The following is a 19412-nucleotide window of genomic DNA, read 5'->3' as shown; positions in this document are numbered from 1 at the left end:
GGGTTCACGGACTTTTAAACGGAGCTTGCCAGGGTTCGTGCGACCGGAACGACGTTCGGCTCGCCGGTCCAAGGCGGAACGAAGATGATGCGCACGGCCCTGGCGGGAGGATCGAAGAACCCGGCAGCGACCGTGTACCGTCGCAGCGAAACGAGCCCATCGCCCCTGCTCGCCTGGACGATCTTCGTCCTTCTCGTCCTGCTTCTCGCCTCGAAAGCCATCGGTCTCGCAGGCACGGCCTCGGGGCAGGGCGCGGCGACTCTCATCGATTTCGATGCCTTCCGCCTGGCGGGGCAACTCGTCTGGCGCGGTGAGATCGACCGGGCCTATCACTTCGCGACGCTGCTCGCGTTTCAGCGCAGCATCGGGGAGCCGGGCTCCTTCCTGCCGTGGACCTATCCGCCGGTTTTCAATCTCGTGGTCGCGCCCTTCGCCCTCCTGCCGCGCGGCCTCGCCTATGCCCTCTTCACCGGCGCGACCCTGGCGGCCTATCTCATGGTCCTGCGGCGGCTGGCGCAGCCTCACCTCGGCATGCTCCTCGCGCTCCTGTTTCCCGCCCTGGCGGTCACCATCGTCTGCGGACAGAACGGCTTCCTGACCGGCAGCCTCATCGGCGCGGCCTGCCTGTGCCTGCTGCGGCGCGATCCGCGGGCCGGCCTGCCCCTCGGCCTGATGGCGATCAAGCCGCATCTCGCCATCGGCTTCGCACTCCAGGCGGCGATGACCCGGGATTGGCGCACGGCCCTCATCGCCGCCGGTGTCGCCGCCGTCTTCGCGGGACTCGCCACCCTGGTCCTTGGTCCCTCCGTCTGGGCCGCGTTCCGCGACGGTGTGGCTGAGGCGGGCGTCTTCCTCGAGGAGGGCCTCTATCCGCTGTACCGGATGATCTCGGCCTATGCCGTGGTGCGGACCCTCGGCGCGCCGGCGACGGTGGCCCTGGCCGTGCAAGCCGGCGTCGCCCTCGCGGCCCTCGGCCTCATCGCCCTCGCCATACGCCGCCGGATGCCCGCGCCGCAGGTGGTCGGCCTCACCGCCGTGGCGAGCCTTCTGGTGAGCCCCTACGCTTATGATTACGATCTGCCGATCCTCGGCGTGGGGCTGGCCCTCCTCGGCCCCGCCCTTCTGGCGCGCACCACGGCGCGGGAGCGGATGGCGCTCTTCGTCCTTGTCTGGCTCGCCTCCGGATGGGGGCTTGCCATGACCGAGGTGCTGCATCGGCGATACGGCGAAGAGGGGATGCCGGTGGGCGTCATGCCCCTCTCCCTGGCCGGTCTGGCCCTGATGGGCCTGGTCGTCCTGATCTGGCGGGTGCTTCAGCGCCGCCCCGAAGACCCGGAGCCGCTTCTGGCAAACCCGATCGTAGGCTGACCGACGCACGCCCCAACCGGCCGTGCTCCTCGCGGTCGCGCAGATGGGCCATCCGAACTCAATTCGGCTTGGTCGTCCCCATGGGGCTCGTTCCCGGCGTTGCGGCCTGCTTCTCGGGGTTCTTGATCTGGCTGTAGGCGATGCTGGAGAAGCTGCCGATGACCGCGTGCCAGCCGAGCGGTTGATAGGCGGGATCGTCGCGGCCGGCCTTGCAGAACGCCGTGGTGACGCCGTTGACGATGTCGTCGTCCTTCGCCCCCGGTGCCGCCGCCTTGATCCGGGGCAGCAGCGCATCGAGGCGCGGGATGAAGTCCGCCGGGGTGAGCCCCTTCAGGGCCTCGTTGGCGCCGGCCTCGTCGAGGGCCTTGGCGACCTCCGGCTGGGCGACCTCGGCGCAGGGCGCGCTGCCGGCCAGCATCGTCTGGGTCTTCTCCCGCGCCGTCGCGACCACACCGCGCTCGGTGATGACGGGAGCACTGTTGCCCCAGGCATTGCGGATATAGTCGGTGACGTCGGCCACCTCCGTGTCGGTCATGCCGACGCCGATGGCCGGCATGGGGGCGTAGCCGTTCTGGGCGGCCAGGCCGCCGAGGATCACCCGGATCACCGTCTCGGGTCCCTGCGCCTGCACCGAGGTGTTGCCAGCGAGCGCCGGAATCGCGCCCTCGACGCCCTTGCCGTCGGGCTTGTGGCAGGAGGAGCAGTAGCTGAGATAGGTGCCGGCCCCCGGCGCACCGGCCGCGTTGAAGGCCTGGAGATCCTTGGTCTTGTAGCTCTCCTTGGCCTTCTGCGTGCGCAGATAGGCGACCATCGCCTTGAGGTCGGCGTCCGTCATCTTGGACAGGGATTCTTCGATGGTCTGACGCATGGGGCCGGCGGCGACACCGGGGCGGTCCCCCGGGGCGGTCCCGGTCTTGAGGTAGGTGACCACCTGATCGTCGGTCCAGGCGCCGATGCCCGTATGGTCGTCGGGCGTGATGTTGGGCGCGTACCAGCCGTCGATGACGCCGCCGCCGAGCTTGCCCGCGAGGCCGCTGTTGCCGACGATCTTGTTGGCGTTGTGGCACATGCCGCAATGGCCCAGGCCCTCGACAAGGTAGCCGCCGCGATTCACCTCCGCGCTCGCCTCCGGGTCTGGTTTGAACTCGCCCGCCGTGAAGAACGCCGTGCGCCACGTGATGAGGGCGGTGCGGATGTTGAAGGGAAACGGGATCTCGGACGGCTTGCGGACCTCGCGGACGGGCTCCAGCGATTGCAGATAGGCGAAGATCGCGTCGGAATCCGCTCGGGTCACCTTCGTGTACCAGGCGAACGGAAACGCCGGGTAGAGATAGGACCCGTCCTTGGTGATGCCGTCGTGGAAGGCGCGATAGAAGTCGTCCGCGCTCCAATTGCCGAGCCCCGTCTCCTTGTCGGGCGTCAGGTTCGGGGTGCGGATCTTCCCGATGGGCGTATCGAGGACATAGTTGCCGGCGAACGGCTTGCCGCCGGGGGATGTATGACAGGCGACGCAATCCCCGGCGGTAGCGAGGTACTCGCCCCGCTTCACCAGATCGGCCCTGGCCTCTTCGGCACCGGCGGGACTGACGGCGGAACACAGGAACAGGCCGGGCCCGAGGCCCATGGCGACGAGGCGATGCATCACACCTGATCTCCGCGCAATCCAAGATATGGAATTATATTAACTCATGCGTCGGGAACGCGACGCTTTTCGGCATTGTTCCGCCCGCCGATATCGTTGTTTTGCCGCAGGCGGCGCACGTGCCGGTGGCATTGCGCAGACGCAGACCGAGTTCGGCGGCATGGGCGAGGAACGCCGCGAACAGGCATGCGGCGATGGCCCACCACGGCGCCGCCGTCAGCGCCCCGCGCACGGCCAGCATGAGGGCGCCCCCCGAGACGAGATTGAACAGCAAGGGCCGCAGGGCCATGCGCCGGCGCCCCCAGACGATCAGCACGCAAGCCTCGCAAGCCACGAGGAGAAGAATGGCGTCGATGACGTGCCCGGAGGCGAAGAGCGCGGCCATCGCCCTAGCCCGCTCCGAACGGACCGTTGAGCCGCACGATGGCGCGGTTGAGCACGGCGGCGATCCCGACCCAGGCGAGGTAGGGCAGGAGGAGCACAGCCGCGAGGACGGAGACCCGCAGGGTCACGACGATGAGGGCCAGGATCGAGAGCCACAGGAGCACGACCTCGGCGAGCGCCCAATCCGGCCGGCGCATCCGGAAGAAGATCGCGCTCCAGGCGATGTTGAGCACGGCGTTGACCGCGTAGGCCGCGAGGAGTGCACTGCGGCGCTCCGGACGCGCATCGGCATTCCAGGCGATGACGGCCGAGACCGCCGCCAGGGTGAAGATCGTTGTCCAGATCGGTCCGAAGGCCCAGTCCGGCGGCTTCCAGGAGGGGCGCCGCAGGCTTTGGTACCACGGGCCGATGGTGGTGAGCACACCGCCGGCCACCGCCACCACGAGGGCGATGCCCGCCGCGACGGCGATCGGCGTCCAGTTCCAGGCGCCAGGTTCCATTACGGCGACACCCACCGGAACAGGTGCGCGAGGTCCTTGAAGAAGATCCGCAGATGCGCGACGGGCTTGGCCCGGACGAGCTCCTTGTTCATGTAGGAATCCCACGTCAGCTGCTGGACGTCCTTGTCGCGGCAGATGGAGACGAAGCGCTCGCGCAGGGGATCGTTGCGGTACCAGACCCCCTGCATGATGCGCAGGATGAAGAAGACCCGCCCGTGCAGGCGCATGAATTTCTTCCGTGCAAGCGCCAGGGCCGACACCTTGCCCGTCACGAGAAAGTGCTCGGCCGCCTCGGCGGCGAGGCGCCCGCCCAACATCGCGTAGTAGATCCCCTCGCCGGAGGCCGGGGCGACGAGGCCGGCGGCGTCGCCCGTCAGCAGCACGTCGCGTCCGTTGTCCCACTTGCGCAGGGGCTTGAGGGGGAGGGGCGCGCCTTCCCGGCGCACCGTCTGTCCGGCGTCGAGGCCGGTGGACGCGCGCAGATCCCGGATGGCGCTGCGCAGGGAAAATCCCTTGCGGGCACTGCCCGTGCCGATGCTGACGGTATCGCCGTGGGGAAAGACCCAGGCGTAGAAATCCGGCGAGAGCTTGCCCTGATAATAGACGTCGCAGCGCGTCGCCTCGACACCGCCCCCCTCGGGCGGCACACGGACGATCTCGTGATAGGCGAAGACCTGCTTCATCGCGGCGTGGCCCGGGATCTCCGCGCGCCCGACGGGGGAGCTCGCTCCGTCGGCCCCGATGACGAGCCGGGCGCGGGCTTGGCGGGCCGTGGCGTCCTGGCGGTAATGGACCGTAGCGACCCCTTCGGCATCGCGCACGATCCGCTCGAAGGTCGCCGCCCGCAGGTCCGCTCCGGCCAGAACGGCCCGGTTGCGCAACCATGGATCGAAATGCTCGCGGTCGACCATGCCGACGAATCCGTCGCCGATGGGCATATCGACCCGCCGATCCCCCGGCGAGACCATCCGGGCCGACCTGATCTTGGCGACGAGGAGGCTGTCGGGGATGGCGAAGTCGCGGATCAGGCGCGGGGGGATCGCGCCGCCGCAGGGCTTGATCCGGCCCGGCTTGTCGAGGAGCAGCACCCGCCGCCCGGCACGGGCGAGATCGGTGGCGGCGGTGGCTCCGGCGGGACCGCCGCCCACCACCACCACGTCGAAGACCTCAGGTTCGGACACGTTGGACAGGGGTCTCACGTCGGATCGGGGGCTTACCTCGGACATGGGCATCACCTCATGGACAGGCGCGGAGCGAACAGGGCGAGCTTGATGCGGCGGGCGCCGGACGGCGCCGGGGCATGGGCGATGCGCAGGGCGAGGACGGCGCCGACGAGGAACAGCGCGGCTTCCGCCGCGAACACGCTGCCATAGGCGTGGACCGGCGGCAGGACGAGGCGGGCGGCATCCACCGCGACGGTGCCGAGGACGCCGCCGGTGCCGAAGGCCACCCCTTGCGCCGCGCCCCACACCCCCATGCGGGTGCCGCGCTCGGCCTCGCCGCCGGCTCCCGCGAGACCCATCATCGAACCGATGGCGGCAACCGCGAAGATGCCGTTGCAGAGGCCGAGGGCGAAGACGGCGCCGCGAAGCGGAAAGTCGGGACCCGCGATGCCGCCGCCCGCGATGGCGAGGAGTGCGCCGCCCGAGCCGACGCAGCCCAAAGCCGTCCACATCTTGAGGGAACCGAGGAGAGGGCCGCCGATCCCCATGGTGAGCCCCGCCACCAGCAGCATGCCGGCGAGCACGCCGCCGTGCTGGAGCCCGGCGAGCTTCGTGGTCCCCCCCGGGGTCATCGCGAAGACGAGGCCGGCGAAGGGCTCGAGGATGAGTTCCTGTGCCGAGTAGGCCAGCATGGCGACGAAGATGAACACGGTGAAGCGGCGCGAGGCCGGCTCGGACCAGACCCTAGCGAGGACCTCCCGGAACGGCTTCTTCGCCTCGGCCTGCCGTGCGTCCCCCCCCGATCGGGTCGGCTCGATGCCCCGCACGGCCAGGGCAGCGACGAGGAACGCGAGGACCGACACCGTGCCGGAGACGGTCACGAGCCGCCCCCCGGAGAAGGGATCGAGGAAGTGCCCGGCGAGCGGCGCCGTGATGGCGAAGCCCGCGATCATCATCACCCAGACGATCGTGGCGGCCGCCCCCCGGCGGCGGTCCTCGACCCCGGTGGCGAGCAGCACGAGCAGCGAGGTGCCGGCGGCGCCCGCCCCCATCCCGACGGTGAGGAAGGACAAGACTGCCAAAGCCATGCCGGCGGCAAGATGCACCTCCGCGAGGGCCGTGGCGACGGCGGCCCCGAAACCGCCGAGAGCCAGGGCCGCCATGCCGCCGACGATCCAGGGGGTGCGCCGGCCGTGAACGTCCGAGCCGTAACCCCAACGCGGACGCAGGATCTGCACGGCGTAATGCAGTCCGACGAGGCCGCCCGGGACGATGGCCGGCAGCGCGAGTTCCACCACCATCACGCGGTTGAGGGTCGAGGTCATGAGGACCACGACGGCTCCGAGGGCGGTCTGGACGAGACCGAGACGAACGATCTGCCACCAGCTGAACGCGAACGGTGTCATTCACCGGGCCTCCTGGCGCCATCGGACGATCCACGGAAGGCTCGTCGCCAGAAGAACGCTAGTAAACGACACTCCTACGTGTCAAGTTTGATTTACAATCACGGAATCGTCGGTTCGCCGAAGCTTCACGCTTCGTCCGTGGATTCCGGTCCATCGAGGTCGCCGATCCCATAGCGGCGCAGCTTGGCGTAGAGCCCCTGGCGGCTGAGGCCGAGCATCTCGGCGGCCGAGGCGCGGTTATCGCGGGTGATGCGCAGGGCCGCCTCGATGCACAGGCGCTCGATGAGGTCCGTGGATTCCCGCACGAGGTTCTTCATGGAGACCCGCCCGACGAGTTCCGTCATCTGCTCGACGGATCGCGGCAGCTCGTGCCCGCCGGACGCCGCCGGCGCGGCCCGGCGCGGCACGGCCCGGATGGTGAAGCCGAGACACGGCTGGGCTCCGCCCTGCACCGCGACGGCAGCGACCTCGATGTCCTCCAGGGCCCCGTACTCGCCGCGAAAGCCCGTGGCGTAGTGCCGGACCGAACCGTGCTGCGCCAGGGTGGAGAACAGGGCGGCGACCTCGGTCTCGTCGCGGCCGAGCCAGCGGTCGAGGGGTTCGCCGCGCACCTGCTCCTCGGTGGCGAGTTGCGCGAGATCGAGGAAAGCCGGATTGGCGACGAGGATCCGCCGCGCCGGATCGGTGACCACGAAGCCTTCGGGCAGGTTGCGCAGGACGTCCAGAGTGCCGGCGCTCAACCGTCCCGGACCGGCATCGGCGGCCGGGTCCGGACCCGATGCCAGGCGCAGGAGCACGCTCGTGGTGCTCTCTTGGCGGAACAGGGAGGCCGAGAGCCGCACGGGACCACGCCCGTGGCCGAGATGGGCCTCGAGATCGCTCGCCTGGCCCGTGACCCGCAGGCCGGCGAACAGGGATTCGATATCTCGTGTGCTGGCCGCGTCGAACAGATCGACGGCGTCGGAGCCGACGATGCGTTTGTCGGCCTTGCCCAGGAGGCGCGCGGCGGCCGGATTGACCTCCGTGACCCGCCGCGTCGCGGCATCGACCACGAGGACCGGCTCGGCCCCGAGCTGGAACAGCAGGCGATAGCGGGTCTCGGCCCCCCGCATGCGCAGGTAGTCGCGCTCCAGGGCCTGCTGCGTCTCGGCCAGGGTCCGCTGGAGGGAGGCCATCGCCCGGAGATTGCGACCGAGGACGATGATCGGACCATCGTCCTTCAGACGCATGGCAGCGTAGCGGACGGGCAGGTCGATGCCCGTGGCCGACATGTGATTGACCTGACGCCAGCGGGTCACCGAACCCGGAGCGGCATCCCTGAGGAGGGCGGCGATCTTCGGGCGGCTCTCAACGGTGACGGTGTCGGCCCAGGGCCGGCCAAGCCAGGTCTCGCAGCCCTCGCCCACGAGATCGCTCCCGCCGAAGGCGGCATCTCGGATCACGCCATCGGCGTCGATCACGAGGGACAGATCCGTCGCGGCCGCGACCAGGAGCCCGGCGGCCTGCGCGTCGAGGGGACCGAGGGTCTCGTGAAGCGCCGCGAATGCGCCACTCGCGGCAGGAAGCGCCAGGCTGTTCAAGGTGCACCACGTCGTGATGTGGTCGGGCGGGTCTTTCAGCAGGGTCGAGCCGGAAGATCAAGCAAGCTTTCGGCAATGCTGATCGCGTGGCGGGCGTCACCTGCGGTTGCATCCGCACCGACGCATTTGCAAGAATCTGGATCGGCCGTGAAGACCGGTCCACCGACCATGACACGAACGGCGCGATTCTGCGAATGGCGTCGCAGAACACTCACGGCGCCCACGAGGTTCGGCAGCAGTGTCTCGCAGGCGAGAGACACGCCGACCATGTCGAACCACGTCGTCCGGATCCTCTGGAGCGGATCCATCTCGGGATCGCGCAGGGTGCTGGTGACGTCCCACCCGGCATCGCGGAACAGTTGCTCGACCACCGCGAGGCCGAAGCTGTGCGCTTCACCCGGACACGGCATCAGCAGGATACTGCGCCCATGCCGGTGCTGCGGAGTCTCGCCACCGAAGCGGCGGGTGATCTCGTGCATGACCCGTTGGAGGCGCCCCATGGCCACGGTGACCTCAGCGAAATCGCACAGGTCCTCCTCCCAGAGGACACCGAGGTGACGCGCCGTGGGGGCGAGGAGGTCGAGGATGAGGTTTTCGGGGGTGAACCCCTGGTCGATCAGGGCGGCGATGCGGACCTCGACCGACTCTCCGGCGGGCGCCAGCATGAGGGCACAGAAGGCGTCAATCTTCGCCGCGTCCAGAGAAATAATTCCGGATTCCGCCTTGGTTCCGGGCCGGTGGGCGATCATCAACCGGGGAATGATCTCGGCTTCGACGAGGCGGACGAGCTCGTCCCCCCAACGCGCATCGCGGTCGACCGAGCGGTGGTTCGCGGCGACAGCGGATTCGCACAGGTCCGACATCTCGGCACAGGACGTGTCGTAAGCGAAGCCTTCCGAACACTGCCTCATCTCATCCATTGGACGCTCCCAATGTTGCTGATGGCATTCTTGCTTCGCTACGATCTTAGGCGTCGAGCTTCCACATTTCAGGGCACACCGTGCCGGGATGCCTCACGGCGAGGGAGACGCTTGTGCCCCCTCGACAAGGCGCGACGATACGCTTTGGAACCATTTTGACAATCCCGATTCTATAACTATTTTGCATTCAATTCGTAAATATGAATTGACGTAAAGCTAGCTTGACACTCTTCCAGAGCCTTCCTAACCTCGCCTCATAAACCTCCGGCAAAGGGTCGGACGGGAAGAACGAGAGAGCATGGCGATGGCTCAGGGAGGGCGCCGACCGAGACAGCCCCTCTACGACGCGCAACAGCGCGCGCGCCGGGATGCCACCGCCTGGACCCTGGTTCAGGGCGTCCTGGCGCCGCTACAGTTCCTTGTCTTCCTTGGGAGTCTCGCCCTCGTCCTGCATACGCTGGCGACGGGGGAGGGCGCATGGGCGGCCAATGCTTCCATCGTCGCCAAGACCGGGCTGCTCTACGCCATCATGGTCACAGGCTCGATCTGGGAGAAGGTTGTCTTCGGGCGTTACCTGTTCGCCCCGGCCTTCTACTGGGAGGATATGGTCAGCATGCTCGTGCTGGCCCTACACAGCACCTACCTGATGGCCCTCGTGACGGGCTGGCTCGACACCGGCGGCCTGATGCTCCTGGCGCTTGCGGCCTACGCCTCCTACGCCGTCAACGCGACGCAGTTCCTCCTGAAGCTCAGGGCTGCGCGCCTCGAGACCGCGCCCGCCCTGCACCTCGATGCGGAGGGCGCACGATGAATGCCCACGTGTCCCCCCCCGCCGAGACCGGCTGCGATGTCGCCATCCGCCAGGAGCGCGGCCAGCGCGCGGTGTTCTGCGGGCTCACCGGCATCGTCTGGCTCCACCGCAAGATCCAGGACGCGTTCTTCCTTGTCGTCGGGTCGCGCACCTGCGCACATCTCGTCCAGTCCGCCGCCGGCGTGATGATCTTCGCCGAGCCGCGTTTCGCCACCGCGATCATCGACGAGCGCGATCTCGCCGGCCTCGCCTGCATGAACGAGGAGCTCGACCGGGTCACCCGCCGCCTCATCGAGCGCCGGCCGGACATCCGCCTGCTGTTCCTCGTCGGCTCCTGCCCGTCCGAGGTGATCAAGCTCGACCTGCCGCGCGCCGCCCAGCGCCTGTCGCAGAGCTTTGCCCCGGACGTGCGGGTGCTGAGCTATTCCGGCAGCGGCATCGAGACGACGTTCACCCAGGGCGAGGATGCCTGCCTCGCCGCCCTGGTGCCGGAGCTGCCCCGCGCCGAGGCGGGGGCCGCCCCGTCCCTCCTCGTGGTCGGCGCGCTCGCCGACGTGGTCGAGGATCAGTTCGCGCGCCTGTTCGATGGGATGGGGGTGGAGCGCGTCGCCTTCCTGCCGGCCCGGCGAGCCGGTGCGATGCCGTCCGTGGGACCGAACACCCGGTTTCTCCTGGCCCAGCCCTTCCTCGCCGAAACGGCGCGCGTGCTGGAAGCGCGCGGCGCGACGCGGATTCCCGCGCCGTTTCCCCTCGGCGCCGAAGGCACCACCGCGTGGCTCCGGGCGGGGGCGGACGCCTTTTCCGTCGATCCACGGCTTTTCGCCGAGGTGACCGCGCCCGGTTTGCGCCGGGCCGAGCAGGCGCTCGCCCCCTACCGGACGCAGCTCGGGGGGCGACGGGTGTTCTTCTTCCCCGATTCCCAGCTCGAACTTCCGCTCGCCCGCTTCCTGTCGCGGGAGATGGGCGCGGACCTCATCGAAGTCGGCACGCCCTACCTCCATCGCGGCCACATGGCGCCGGAACTCGCCCTGCTGCCCGCCGGCACGCAGGTGGTGGAGGGCCAGAGCCTCGACGCGCAGATGGACCGCTGCCGCGCGGCGCGCCCCGACCTCACCGTGTGCGGCCTCGGCCTCGCGAACCCCCTCGAGGCGGAGGGTCTCGCGACCAAGTGGTCGATCGAACTGCTGTTCACCCCGATCCAGGGCTACGACCAGGCGGGCGATCTGGCCGAATTGTTCGCCCGTCCCCTCGTGCGTCGCACCCGGCTGGAGGTCTGAAGGCCATGCAGCTGACGCTCTGGACCTACGAGGGCCCGCCCCATATCGGCGCCATGCGGATCGCCACCGCCATGCGGGGCCTGCACTACGTGCTGCATGCGCCCCAGGGCGACACCTACGCCGATCTCCTGTTCACCATGATCGAGCGGCGCGACGCCCGCCCGCCCGTGACCTACACCACCTTCCAGGCCCGCGACCTCGGGGCCGACACCGCGGCGATCTTCCAGGACGCCGTCTCGGCCGCCTACGAGCGATTCCGGCCCGAGGCGATGATCGTCGGAGCCTCGTGCACGGCGGAGTTGATCCAGGACGATCCCGGCGGACTCGCCCGGGCGCTGGCCCTGCCGATCCCCGTGATCCCCCTCGAACTCCCGGCTTACCAGAAGAAGGAGAACTGGGGCGCCTCCGAGACCTTCTATCGGCTCGTGCGCGCTTTGGCCGGTCCCAAGCCCCAGCTTACCTCCCGCGAGGGTCGACGCCCCACCTGCAACATCCTCGGCCCGACGGCGCTCGGCTTCCGGCATCGCGACGATCTCGTCGAGATCGAGAAGCTCCTGGCGGCGCTCGGCATCGCGGTGAACGTCGTCGCTCCCTGGGGCGCGAGCCCCGCCGATCTCGGGCGCCTGGGGGCCGCCGATTTCAACGTCGTGCTCTACCCCGAGATCGCCCGGGCGGCGGCCCAGCACCTCCAGAAAACCTTCGGCCAGCCCATGGTCGAGACCGTGCCCATCGGGGTCGGCGCCACAATCCGCTTCGTCGAGGAGGTTGCGACCCTGGCCGGCGTCGATCCGGCCCCGATTCTCGCCGGCGCGCCCTCGCGGCTCCCCTGGTATTCGCGTTCCGTCGATTCGACCTACCTCACCGGCAAGCGGGTCTTCATCTTCGGCGACGCCACCCATGCGCTCGCCATCGCGCGGGTCGCGGCCGGGGAACTCGGCTTCAAGGTGGTGGGGCTCGGCACCTACACCCGTGAATTCGCCCGGGAGGTGCGGGCGGAAGCGGCGCTGCACGGCATCGAGGCGACGATCACCGACGATTACCTCGACGTCGAGGCAGCGATCCAGGCAGCGGGGGCCGAACTCGTTCTCGGCACCCAGATGGAGCGTCACGTTGCCAAGCGCCTCGGCATCCCCTGCGCGGTGATCTCGGCACCGATGCACGTGCAGGATTTCCCCGCCCGGCACTCGCCGCAGATGGGGTTCGAGGGCGCCAACGTCCTGTTCGACACCCTCGTCCACCCCCTGATGATGGGGCTGGAGGAGCACCTGCTGGGCATGTTCCGCGACGATGCCGAGTTCCACGACGGCGCCGCGCCCTCGCACCTCGCCCGGCATGGGGCGGGACCGGACGCGCCCGCCAAAACCATCACCCCGCCACCGGTTCCCGTGCCACCCGAGGGCATCGTGGCCGCCTGGGAGGCTTCGGCCGAGAAGGAACTCAAGAAGATCCCGTTCTTCGTGCGGGCGAAGGCCCGCGCCAACACCGAACGGTTCGCTCGCGAGCGCGCCCTCTCCCGCATCACCGTCGAGACGCTGTACGATGCAAAAGCGCATTTCGGCCGCTGAGCCCATCCCCGTGCGCATCGTCATCGTGACGATGGACACGCATCTCGCGAGCTCCGTCGAACGGGCGGGCCGCACCTTGCGCCGCGAGGCTCCGGGTCTCTCCATCGTCCTGCACGCGGCGACGGAGTTCAGCACCAACGCCGAAAAACTCGCGCGCTGCCGGGCCGACATCGCGGGGGCCGACATCCTCCTTTGCGCGATGCTGTTCATGGAGGACCATTTCCAGCCGGTCCTGGCCGATCTCGCCGCCCGCCGCGACGCCTGCGACGCCCTCGTCTGCATGATGAGCGCGACGCCCGCCACCCGGCTCACCCGCATCGGCGCCTTCACCATGGACGGCAGCCAGAGCGGGCCGATGGCGCTGCTCAAGCGCCTGCGGGGCTCGCCGAAGACGCGCGCCGCCAGCACCGGCGCCGAGCAGATGAGGATGCTGAAGCGCCTGCCCAAGATCCTGCGCTTCATCCCCGGCACCGCCCAGGACGTGCGGGCCTACTTCCTCACCCTGCAATACTGGCTCGCGGGCTCGGACGAGAACGTCCTCAACATGATCCGCGCCCTGGTGGACCGCTACGCCGACGGTCCGCGCCGGATCTATCGCGGCACGCTGAAAGCCAGCCCACCCGTCGAGTACCCGGAAGTCGGGGTGTACCATCCGCGCCTGCCCGGACGGATGGGCGAGGATGCCGGCGCGCTCCCGCGAGTCCCGGAGCGGGGACATCGCGGCACGGTCGGCGTACTCGGCCTGCGCTCCTACATGCTCGCGGACAACGCCGCGCACTACGACGGCGTCATCGCCGCCCTGGAGGCGCGCGGCCTCACGGTGATCCCGGCCTTCGCCAGCGGCCTCGATGCCCGTCCGGCCATCGAGCGCTACTTCCTGAAGGACGGCGTGCCGGTCATCGACGCCCTGGTGTCGCTTACCGGCTTCTCCCTGGTCGGCGGCCCCGCCTACAACGACGCGGCGGCGGCGCAGGATATTCTCGCCCGCCTCGACGTGCCCTACATCGCCGCCCATCCGGCCGAGTTGCAGACCCTGGAGCAATGGGGCGCCTCCGACCGCGGCCTGCTGCCGGTGGAATCCACCATCATGGTGGCGATCCCCGAACTCGACGGCGCCACCGGCCCGATGGTGTTCGGCGGCCGCTCCGACAAATCGGGCGCGGCCTGCCGGGGCTGCCACGTCGCCTGCGTCTTCCCGGCGGGCGAGGACGACCGCGACATGCATGCCTGCGTCGAGCGCGCCGGAATGCTCGCCGCCCGCGTCGAGCAGCTCGTGCGCCTGCGCCGGTCGGAGCGGGCCGAACGCCGGGTCGGCATCGTGCTGTTCAACTTCCCGCCCAACGCCGGAAACACCGGCACCGCCGCCTACCTGTCGGTGTTCGAATCACTCCACCACACCCTCGCGGCCATGAGGGAAGCGGGCTACGCCGTCACGGTGCCGGAGGGCGTCGAGGCCCTGCGCGAGGCCGTGGTCACCGGCAACGCCGCTCGGTTCGGGGCGACCGCCAACGTCCACACCCGCATCCCCACCGACACCCACGTACGGCGCGAGCGGTACCTCCCCGAGATCGAGGCGCAATGGGGCCCGGCCCCGGGCCGGCAGCAATCGGACGGCGCGTCGATCTTCGTGCTGGGGGCCCAGTTCGGCAACGTCTTCGTCGGCATCCAGCCCGCCTTCGGCTACGAGGGCGACCCGATGCGGCTCCTGTTCGAGAAGGGGTTCGCGCCGACCCACGCCTTCAGCGCCTTCTACCGCTGGCTGCGCGAGGACTTCAAAGCCCACGCGCTGATCCATTTCGGCACCCACGGGGCGCTCGAATTCATGCCGGGCCGCCAGACCGGCCTCTCGGCCGCCGACTGGCCCGACCGGCTCATCGGCGACGTGCCCAACATCTACCTCTACGCCGCCAACAACCCCTCCGAGGGCGCGCTGGCCAAGCGCCGATCGGCCGCGACCCTGGTGAGCTACCTCACGCCACCCATCGCCCAGGCGGGGCTCTATCGCGGCCTCATCGACCTCAAGGGCTCCATCGAGCGCTGGCGCGGCCTGGAGCCGGAGGCGCATATCGAGCGCACCGACCTCGCAGGCCTGATCCAGGCGCAGGCGGCCGTGGTCGAGTTGTCGCCGGCCGCCCCCGCCTGGACCGACGCGGCGGCCGAGATCGGCCGCATCGGCCGCGCGGTGCTGGAACTCGAATACACCCTGATCCCGCATGGGCTCCATGTGGTCGGGGCGCCGCTCTCGGGAGCGGAGCGGGTCGACATGCTCCTCGCCATGGCGGATTCCGCCCACGGCGTCCGCCTGGAGCGCGACAGCGTCGCCGCCCTGGTGGCGGGGGCGAGCCCCGAAGCCGCCCTCAAGGCCGGCGGTCCGGTACCGAGGGCCACGGATCTCGCGATCCTGCGCGACCTCGCGACGACGGATGCTCTGCTGGACCAGGACCACGAGGTCCCCGCCCTCCTGCGGGCGCTCGATGCCCGCTTCATCCGGCCCGCCCCCGGCGGCGACCTCCTGCGCAATCCGACGATCCTGCCCACGGGCCGCAACCTCCACGGCTTCGATCCCTTCCGCATCCCGAGCGCCTTCGCGGTGCAGGACGGTGCCGCCCAGGCCCAGCGCCTCCTCGACCGCCACCTCGGGGACGGCCTGCCCCTGCCGCGTTCCATCGCCATCGTGCTGTGGGGCACGGACAACCTGAAGAACGAGGGCGGCCCCATCGCGCAGGTGCTGGCGCTGCTCGGCACGAAGCCCCGCTTCGACGGCTACGGCCGCCTCGCGGGCGCCGAACTCATTCCGCTGGAGGAACTCGGGCGGCCACGCATCGACGTGGTGATCACCCTCTCGGGCATCTTTCGCGACCTGCTGCCGCTGCAGATCAAGCTCCTGGCCGAGGCCTGCCTGCTGGCGGCCTCCGCCGACGAGCCGGTGGAGCAGAACTTCGTCCGCCTCCACGCCCTCGAATACCAGCGCGTCCACGGCGGCGACCTCGAGACGGCGGCGCTTCGAGTGTTCGGCAACGCCGAGGGCGCCTACGGCTCCAACGTCAACCACCTCGTCGAGAACGGCCGCTGGGACGGCGAGGACGAGCTCGCCGAGACCTATTCGCGCCGCAAGGGCTTCGCTTACGGCCGCGACGGGCGCCCGGTGCAGCAGGCAGCCCTGCTCGCGAGCGTGCTGGCCGATGTCGATCTCGCCTACCAGAACCTCGACTCGGTGGAACTCGGCGTCACCACCGTGGACCATTACTTTGATACGCTCGGTGGCATCAGCCGGGCGGTGAAGCGGGCCAAGGGCGGGGTCGAGGCGCCGGTCTATATCGGCGACCAGACCCGGGGCGCGGGCTGCGTCCGCTCCCTCACCGAGCAGGTCGCTCTCGAGACCCGCACCCGCATCCTCAACCCCAAATGGTACGAGGGCATGCTCGCCCACGGCTACGAGGGCGTGCGCCAGATCGAGACCCACGTGACCAACACCATGGGCTGGTCGGCCACCACGGCGCAGGTGGACCCGTGGGTCTATCGCGAGATCACCGCCACCTTCGTCCTCGATCCGGCCATGCGCGAGCGCATGGCCGCCCTCAACCCGACGGCCTCGGCCAAGGTCGCCAACCGCCTGATCGAGGCGCACGAGCGCGGCTTCTGGCAGCCCGACGCCGCCATGCTCGACGCCCTGCGCAATGCGGGCGACGAACTCGAAGACCGTCTCGAGGGTATCACCGCAGGGGTCGCAGCATGAACATCGCCATCCGGAACCCGGTCGCGTCGCGGCAACCTGAAGGAAGCGTTCAGGTCGAACTTGACCCGAACCTCAAGATCGGCACCGCCAAGGTGTTCGCCGTCTACGGCAAGGGCGGCATCGGCAAGTCCACCACCTCGTCGAACCTGTCGGTGGCGTTCTCGAAACTCGGTAAGCGCGTCCTGCAGATCGGCTGCGATCCGAAGCACGATTCGACCTTCACGCTGACGAAGCGGTTGGCCCCCACCGTCATCGATGCCCTGGAGGCTGTGCAGTTCCACTCCGAGGAACTGCGCATCGAGGATTTCGTGGCGGAGGGCTACAACGGCGTCATGTGCGTCGAGGCCGGCGGCCCGCCCGCCGGCACGGGCTGCGGCGGCTACGTCGTCGGGCAGACCGTCAAGTTGCTCAAGGAACATCATCTCCTTGAGGACACCGACGTCGTCATCTTCGACGTCCTCGGCGACGTGGTCTGCGGCGGCTTCGCCTCGCCCCTCCAGCACGCCGATCAGGCCCTCATCGTCACGGCGAACGACTTCGACTCGATCTTCGCCATGAACCGCATCGTCGCGGCGATCCACGCGAAATCGAAGAACTACAACGTCCGGCTCGGCGGCGTCATCGCCAACCGCTCGGCCAAGACCGACGAGATCGACCGCTTCAACGCCGCCACCGGCCTGGAGCGCATCGCACACTTCCCCGACCTCGACGTGGTGCGCCGCTCGCGCCTGAAGAAATCGACCCTGTTCGAGATGGAGCCGACGCCCGAACTCGTCGCCGTCACCGACGAATACATGCGGCTCGCCGCCCATCTCTGGGCCGGCGGCAAGCCGCTCTCCGCGCTCCCCATGAAGGACCGCGACCTGTTCGAATTCCTGGGCTTCGATTGAGGGCGCGCGCCATGACCAGCACCACCTACGCGACCCGCCGCTCACAGCTCACCCAATACTTCGACCGCACGGCCGTCGACGCCTGGGCGCGCCTCACCTCCGACGCGCCGGTGTCGAAGATCCGCGCCACCGTGCGGGCCGGACGCGACGCCATGCGGGAGACCCTCCTGTCGTGGCTGCCGCAAGACCTCACCGGCCGGCGCATCCTCGATGCCGGCTGCGGCACCGGGGCGCTCAGCCTCGAGGCGGCGCGGCGCGGCGCCGAGGTGGTCGCCATCGACGTCTCGCCGAAGCTCGTCGGCCTCGCCCGCGAACGCCTCGCCGAATGCCCCGAGGCGGCCCGCATCGACTTTCGCGTCGGCTGCATGCTCGACACCTCCCTCGGGCGCTTCGACCACGTGGTGGCGATGGATTCGCTGATCCATTACGCCACCCCCGACATCGTCCGGGCGCTGGCCGAACTGTCCCTGCGGACGGACGGCTCGGTGGTGTTCACCGTGGCGCCGCGCACGCCGCTGCTCACCCTCATGCACTGGACCGGCCGCGCCTTTCCCCGCGCCGACCGGGCGCCCGCCATCGTGCCCGTGGCGGAAGGAACCTTGCGCCGCCGGGTCGCCACCGAACCGGTCCTCGGCGCCTTCACCCTCGCGCGGACGCACCGGGTCAACAGCGCGTTCTACCTGTCGCAGGCCTTCGCGCTGACCCGCCGGTCCACGGACGAGAGGGGCACGCGGTGACCCGCCTCGGCGGCACCATGGCCCGGGGCCTCATGCGCCTCGGACCCGGCCTCCTGCCCTTCGCGGATGCGGCCACCGCCGAGCTGCCCCTGGGGCGCCTGCTGCGCCTCGCCCTGTTCCAGGTCACCGTCGGCATGGCCGCCGTGCTCCTCATCGGCACCCTCAACCGAGTGATGATCGTCGAACTCGACGTGCCGGCCTGGATCGTCGCCGTGATGCTGTCCCTGCCCCTCGTCTTCGCGCCGTTCCGGGCGCTGGTGGGCTTTCGCTCCGACACACACCGCTCGGTGCTCGGCTGGCGCCGGGTGCCCTACATCTGGTTCGGCACCCTGCTGCAGTTCGGGGGGCTCGCCATCATGCCCTTCGCCCTCCTCATCCTGTCGGGCGACACCACCGGGCCGGTCTGGCCCGGACACGTGGCGGCGGCCCTCGCCTTCGTCCTCGTGGGGGCGGGCCTCCACACCACCCAGACCGTGGGTCTGGCGCTCGCCACCGATCTCGCCCCCGCCCATGTCCGCCCGAAGGTGGTGGCGCTCCTGTGCGTGATGCTGCTCGTCGGCATGCTGGTGAGCGCCGTGGCGTTCGGGCTGCTTCTTGCCGACTTCTCGGCCTTGCGCCTCATCAAGGTGATCCAGGGCGCGGCCGTGGTCACCCTCGTGCTCAACGGCATCGCCCTGTGGAAGCAGGAGGCGCGCGATCCCTCCCGCACCGACCGGCACGCCCCACGCCGGACCTTCTCGCAATCCTGGGCGGCCTACGCCAACAGCGGGCTTGCCCGCCGCCGCCTCGTCGCCACGGGGCTCGGCACCGCCGCCTTCTCCATGCAGGACATCCTGCTCGAGCCCTATGGCGGCCAGATCCTGCATCTGCCCGTGGCGGCCACCACGGCGCTGACCGCGATGCTGGCGGCCGGCGGCGGCCTCGGCCTGCTGCTCGCCGCGCGCTGGCTCGGCCGGGGCGGCGACGCCTTCCGGGTGGCGGCGGCCGGGTCCGGCACCGGCATCCTCGCCTTCTCGGCGGTGATCTTCGCAGCGCCCCTCGATTCCATCCCGCTCTTCGCTCTGGGCGTCACCCTCATCGGCCTCGGCGGCGGCCTGTTCGCCCACGGCACGCTGACGGCCTCCATGGCGAAGGCCGGCCCGGAGGAGACCGGGCTGGCGCTCGGCGCCTGGGGCGCCGTGCAGGCGAGTGCCGCCGGTGTCGCCATCGCGGCGAGCGGCATCCTGCGCGATCTCGGCTCGTATCTCGCGACCTCCGGCGCCCTGGGGGAGGGAATGAACCAGCCCTCCACCGGCTACCTCATGGTCTACCACCTCGAGATCGCCCTGCTGTTCGCCACCCTCGTGGCCATCGGCCCCCTGGTCCGCGACCCCGCCGCCCGGCGGCGCGCCGGGCACGCAGGCCAGGCCCTGCCCAACCCATCCGTTTGAGAA

The 19412-nt window shown here is 69.8% G+C and carries 15 protein-coding genes; 8 read left to right on the top strand and 7 right to left on the bottom strand.

The genetic code is table 11. The annotated features are described in order from the left end of the window. Positions 1-84 precede the first annotated feature (84 nt). Positions 85-1368, top strand: a complete 1284-nt coding sequence (locus MFF01_RS04195; RefSeq protein ID WP_238222323.1) for a glycosyltransferase family 87 protein — start codon at positions 85-87, stop codon at positions 1366-1368. A gap of 58 nt (positions 1369-1426) precedes the next feature. Here the strand turns inward: MFF01_RS04195 and MFF01_RS04190 are convergent, their stop codons facing one another. The 7 genes from MFF01_RS04190 to MFF01_RS04160 all read right to left on the bottom strand — a co-directional run bounded on the left by MFF01_RS04190 (position 1427) and on the right by MFF01_RS04160 (position 8954). Continuing rightward, positions 1427-3010, bottom strand: coding sequence for a c-type cytochrome (locus MFF01_RS04190; protein WP_238222322.1), 1584 nt, complete (start codon positions 3008-3010; stop codon positions 1427-1429). A gap of 34 nt (positions 3011-3044) precedes the next feature. Beyond that, the gene (locus MFF01_RS04185) at positions 3045-3395 is read right to left on the bottom strand and encodes a hypothetical protein (protein ID WP_238222320.1); all 351 of its coding nucleotides are present in this window, start codon (positions 3393-3395) and stop codon (positions 3045-3047) included. A 4-nt stretch (positions 3396-3399) separates the two neighbouring features. Next, a complete protein-coding gene (locus MFF01_RS04180; protein ID WP_238222318.1) occupies positions 3400-3894 on the bottom strand; it encodes a TspO/MBR family protein in 495 nt (164 codons plus the stop codon). Next, positions 3894-5120, bottom strand: coding sequence for a geranylgeranyl diphosphate reductase (locus MFF01_RS04175; protein WP_238222316.1), 1227 nt, complete (start codon positions 5118-5120; stop codon positions 3894-3896). Before MFF01_RS04175 ends, MFF01_RS04180 begins: the two co-directional genes overlap by 1 nt. Before the next feature lie 5 nt (positions 5121-5125). Then, positions 5126-6463 (bottom strand): BCD family MFS transporter, encoded by a 1338-nt coding sequence (locus tag MFF01_RS04170; protein ID WP_238222314.1) that lies wholly within the window; start codon positions 6461-6463, stop codon positions 5126-5128. A 125-nt stretch (positions 6464-6588) separates the two neighbouring features. Beyond that, positions 6589-8043, bottom strand: coding sequence for a transcriptional regulator PpsR (ppsR, locus tag MFF01_RS04165; RefSeq protein ID WP_238222311.1), 1455 nt, complete (start codon positions 8041-8043; stop codon positions 6589-6591). Between the two features lie 35 nt (positions 8044-8078). Beyond that, a complete protein-coding gene (locus MFF01_RS04160) occupies positions 8079-8954 on the bottom strand; it encodes a cobalamin B12-binding domain-containing protein (protein WP_238222309.1) in 876 nt (291 codons plus the stop codon). Positions 8955-9261: 307 nt separating this feature from the next. On the opposite strand from MFF01_RS04160, the gene bchF reads away from it, so the two are divergent. The 7 genes from bchF to MFF01_RS04125 are packed head-to-tail and all read left to right on the top strand — an operon-like array spanning position 9262 to position 19409. Continuing rightward, complete coding sequence (bchF, locus tag MFF01_RS04155; protein WP_373319625.1) at positions 9262-9774, top strand: 2-vinyl bacteriochlorophyllide hydratase; 513 nt, start codon at positions 9262-9264, stop codon at positions 9772-9774. Next, the gene (locus tag MFF01_RS04150) at positions 9771-11051 is read left to right on the top strand and encodes a ferredoxin:protochlorophyllide reductase (ATP-dependent) subunit N (RefSeq protein ID WP_238222308.1); all 1281 of its coding nucleotides are present in this window, start codon (positions 9771-9773) and stop codon (positions 11049-11051) included. The genes bchF and MFF01_RS04150 overlap by 4 nt, the downstream gene beginning before the upstream one ends. Positions 11052-11056: 5 nt before the next feature. Beyond that, positions 11057-12616, top strand: coding sequence for a ferredoxin:protochlorophyllide reductase (ATP-dependent) subunit B (bchB, locus tag MFF01_RS04145; RefSeq protein WP_238222306.1), 1560 nt, complete (start codon positions 11057-11059; stop codon positions 12614-12616). Then, on the top strand, positions 12591-16352 hold the full coding sequence (locus tag MFF01_RS04140; protein ID WP_238222304.1) for a magnesium chelatase subunit H: 3762 nt from the start codon (positions 12591-12593) through the stop codon (positions 16350-16352). The genes bchB and MFF01_RS04140 overlap by 26 nt, the downstream gene beginning before the upstream one ends. After that, positions 16349-17242: a ferredoxin:protochlorophyllide reductase (ATP-dependent) iron-sulfur ATP-binding protein gene (gene bchL, locus MFF01_RS04135; protein ID WP_238222294.1), complete on the top strand. Its 894-nt coding sequence runs from the start codon at positions 16349-16351 to the stop codon at positions 17240-17242. The genes MFF01_RS04140 and bchL overlap by 4 nt, the downstream gene beginning before the upstream one ends. 11 nt (positions 17243-17253) lie before the next feature. After that, positions 17254-17979, top strand: a complete 726-nt coding sequence (bchM, locus tag MFF01_RS04130) for a magnesium protoporphyrin IX methyltransferase (protein WP_238222292.1) — start codon at positions 17254-17256, stop codon at positions 17977-17979. 17 nt (positions 17980-17996) lie between these two features. Beyond that, positions 17997-19409: a BCD family MFS transporter gene (locus MFF01_RS04125; protein WP_238223053.1), complete on the top strand. Its 1413-nt coding sequence runs from the start codon at positions 17997-17999 to the stop codon at positions 19407-19409. The last annotated feature ends 3 nt before the right edge of the window (positions 19410-19412 follow it).

It is taken from the genome of Methylobacterium adhaesivum, from assembly GCF_022179065.1.
Lineage (GTDB): Bacteria > Pseudomonadota > Alphaproteobacteria > Rhizobiales > Beijerinckiaceae > Methylobacterium > Methylobacterium adhaesivum.
The sequence above is the reverse complement of the archived record's forward strand: the minus strand, read 5'-3'. Positions and strand labels throughout refer to the sequence as shown.